This window comes from Streptomyces himastatinicus ATCC 53653 (genome assembly GCF_000158915.1).
GTDB classification, from domain to species: domain Bacteria; phylum Actinomycetota; class Actinomycetes; order Streptomycetales; family Streptomycetaceae; genus Streptomyces; species Streptomyces himastatinicus.
The window spans coordinates 6,500,828-6,503,520 of sequence record NZ_GG657754.1 but is presented as its reverse complement, the minus strand read 5'-3'; the positions used below and the strand labels follow the sequence as shown (position 1 = coordinate 6,503,520).

Below are 2,693 nucleotides of genomic sequence, written 5' to 3'. Positions count from 1 at the left end.
GGTGGGACTGATACCCCGACACCTGCCACGCCTGGTCATGGGCCGCCACGGCCGCACGGATCGCCGACCCCGCGACGCCCCGGCGGCGGGCCACGACGGCCAGCCAGGCGAAGAGGCCCATGACGGCGGCGAGCGCGCCGACGAAGATCAGATACGGCAGGAACCCACCCATGAGCGGAGAACGGGCGGGGGTCAGCCCGCGTTCCCGGGGGTGGTTCGGGGCGTCGGGGGCGTGGGCCGCGTCGTGTTCGTCAGGTACGCGGACACCACCACGTTCGCCGAGTACGTCCGCGTCTTCCGGTCGAACCGTCCGCCGCACGTGATCAGCCGCAGCTCCGCCCGGCCGCCGGTCCGCGCCCCGTACACCCGGCGGGCGTCGAAGCGCTTGGCGGTCACCATCGCCACGTCCTCCACCGTGAACTCCGCCGTCGAACCGTCCGACCGGGCGACCCGGAGCGTCTCGCCGCGCCGGAGGTCGCTCAGCCGGTAGAAGACCGCGGGCTTGGACCGGGTGTCGACGTGGCCGACCAGCACGGCCGCCCCCGCCGTTCCCGGTTCGGGCCCGCCCCGGTACCAGGCGACGGAGTTCGCGCGGCGGAAGGGCGGCGGCTTCACGGCCCCCTTGCGGTCCAGGCCGGAGGCGATGACCGGGGCGTGGACCCCGGCCGCCGCGATGTCCACGCGTTGCGGCCGCGCGGCCGGAAGCGGGGCGTGTGCCTCGGGCAGCGGATGGGCCGGGGGGCGGCCGACCGCGGCCGCGTCCCCCGTCATCGGCGCCGGGGGCGCCCGTACCGTCGGTGATGTCCCGGCCCCACATCCACAGCCCGAGCAGCAGCGCCACCCAGGCCAGGCCCCATGGCCAGCCGTCCGGGTCCGGGGAAGCGCGTCTCATACATTCGGCCACCCACACCCACCCGCTGCCGCTGCCGGCGCCGCCGTACCGCGAGCCCCGCGACGGCCACCGCCGTACCGCCGGACAGCACCAGGCTGTACGCCTCCGCGCCGCCGACGCCGCCCCGTGGCCACCGTCCCTCGGGCTCGGCGGGCCGCGGCGCACCGCCGCCGCCCGCGTGCACGGGCGCGACGGGCGAGGGCGGGCGCTCCACGGCCACGGACACCTTCCCGGTGCCCCCCGGCGCGGCGCCGCCGCCGCAGTCCACGGAGACCCGATGCGCGCCCTTGGTCGCCGTCGAGCGGATCGTCGCCTCGCTGAACAGCCCGTCGCCGTCGGGGGTCAGCTCCGCGTCGCTGACGAACACCGGCGAGGTGGCCGTCGCCATCGTGCCCTGGCAGCCGAAGGCCCGTACCTCCACCTCCGCGCCGGGCGCGATGGCGAGCGGGCTGACCCGGATCGTGGCGGTTCCGTCGTGGCGCTGATCGGCGAGAGCGGGCCCCGAGGCGATGAGGCAGAGAGCCGCCGTACAGAGCGTGAGGGTGGCGATGCGCATCGTGAACCTCCCACCACGAGGCTCACGCGCCCTGCCCGGGCCCGCATCCGCTGCGGACCCGGCCCTGCTCCATGCGAGTGGTCAGACGACGCGTTCCACCAGGTCCGCGATCGAGTCGACGACGGTGGACGGCCGGTACGGGAAGCGGTCCACCTGATCGGCCTGGGTCACCCCGGTGAGCACGAGGAACGTCTCCATGCCCGCCTCCAGACCGGCCCGGACGTCCGTGTCCATCCGGTCGCCGATCATCGCGCTGCTCTCGGAGTGCGCGCCGATCGCGTTGAGCCCGGCGCGCATCATCAGCGGATTCGGCTTGCCGACGAAGTACGGCTCCTGGCCCGTCGCCTTGGTGATCAGCGCCGCGACCGAGCCCGTGGCGGGCAGCGCGCCCTCGGCCGAGGGGCCGGTCTCGTCCGGGTTGGTCGCGATGAACCGGGCCCCGTCGTTGATCAGGCGGATCGCCTTGGTGAGCGCCTCGAAGCTGTACGTACGGGTCTCGCCGAGCACGACGTAATCCGGCTCGACGTCGGTCAGGACGTACCCGATGTCGTGCAGGGCGGTCGTCAGCCCCGCCTCCCCGATGACGTACGCGGTGCCGCCGGGGCGCTGCTCGTCCAGGAACTGGCCGGTGGCCAGCGCCGACGTCCAGATGTTCTCGACCGGCACGTCGAGGCCGATGCGGGAGAGGCGGGCGTGCAGGTCACGCGGGGTGTAGATGGAATTGTTCGTGAGCACGAGGAACGGCCTGCCGGACTCGCGCAGCCGCTTGATGAAGGCGTCGGCCCCGGGCACCGGTATGCCCTCGTGCATCAGCACCCCGTCCATGTCGGTGAGCCATGACTCGATCGGCTTGCGCTCTGCCACTGGTTGCTCTCCGCTCGGCTTGACCGTCTGGCGACGTCCTCAGCCTAACCGGGGCCTCCGGAGCCTCAGCGCGACAGACCCGCACAGGTGTCCGATGCTGAGGGGAGGGGGAATGCGAGCCGACCGGTAACCGTAAGGAGACCGCCATGGGCATCATGGACAAGCTGAAGGACGCGATCGCCAAGAACCCGGACAAGAGCCGACAGGCCGCACGCAAGGGGGCGGACACCGCCGACAAGAAGACCGGCGGCAAGCACTCGGAGCAGGTCCAGCGCGGCTCGGACAAGGTCGACGACGAGCTCCGCCGCCGGGGCGAGGGGCCCCGGGGCGGTGAGCGGTAGCGTCCTCAGCGCCTCGCGCGCCGGGACTTCACGACGAGGG

4 protein-coding genes are annotated in these 2,693 nt (G+C 73.5%); 1 reads left to right on the top strand and 3 read right to left on the bottom strand.

Annotation, left to right across the window (positions count from 1 at the left end):
• Positions 1-192 precede the first annotated feature (192 nt).
• From SSOG_RS27700 to SSOG_RS27690, 3 genes are all read right to left on the bottom strand, one after another.
• Entirely contained in the window at positions 193-771 is a 579-nt protein-coding gene (locus SSOG_RS27700; RefSeq protein ID WP_009717569.1) for a class F sortase, read from the bottom strand.
• On the bottom strand, positions 768-1,448 hold the full coding sequence (locus SSOG_RS57950; protein ID WP_009717568.1) for a hypothetical protein: 681 nt from the start codon (positions 1,446-1,448) through the stop codon (positions 768-770). The genes SSOG_RS27700 and SSOG_RS57950 overlap by 4 nt, the downstream gene beginning before the upstream one ends.
• 81 nt (positions 1,449-1,529) lie before the next feature.
• Positions 1,530-2,312, bottom strand: a complete 783-nt coding sequence (locus SSOG_RS27690) for an HAD-IIA family hydrolase (protein WP_009717567.1) — start codon at positions 2,310-2,312, stop codon at positions 1,530-1,532.
• A 146-nt stretch (positions 2,313-2,458) separates the two neighbouring features.
• Here SSOG_RS27690 and SSOG_RS27685 point away from each other — a divergent pair, with 146 nt between their 5' ends.
• Positions 2,459-2,653: an antitoxin gene (locus SSOG_RS27685; protein WP_009717566.1), complete on the top strand. Its 195-nt coding sequence runs from the start codon at positions 2,459-2,461 to the stop codon at positions 2,651-2,653.
• The last annotated feature ends 40 nt before the right edge of the window (positions 2,654-2,693 follow it).

What these genes read in the sequence shown, in the direction of transcription:
- SSOG_RS27700 (WP_009717569.1), bottom strand. Translation starts at nt 771, where the DNA reads ATGACGGGGGACGCGGCCGCGGTCGGCCGCCCCCCGGCCCATCCGCTG.
- SSOG_RS27685 (WP_009717566.1), top strand. Translation starts at nt 2,459, where the DNA reads ATGGGCATCATGGACAAGCTGAAGGACGCGATCGCCAAGAACCCGGAC.
- SSOG_RS57950 (WP_009717568.1), bottom strand. Translation starts at nt 1,448, where the DNA reads ATGCGCATCGCCACCCTCACGCTCTGTACGGCGGCTCTCTGCCTCATC.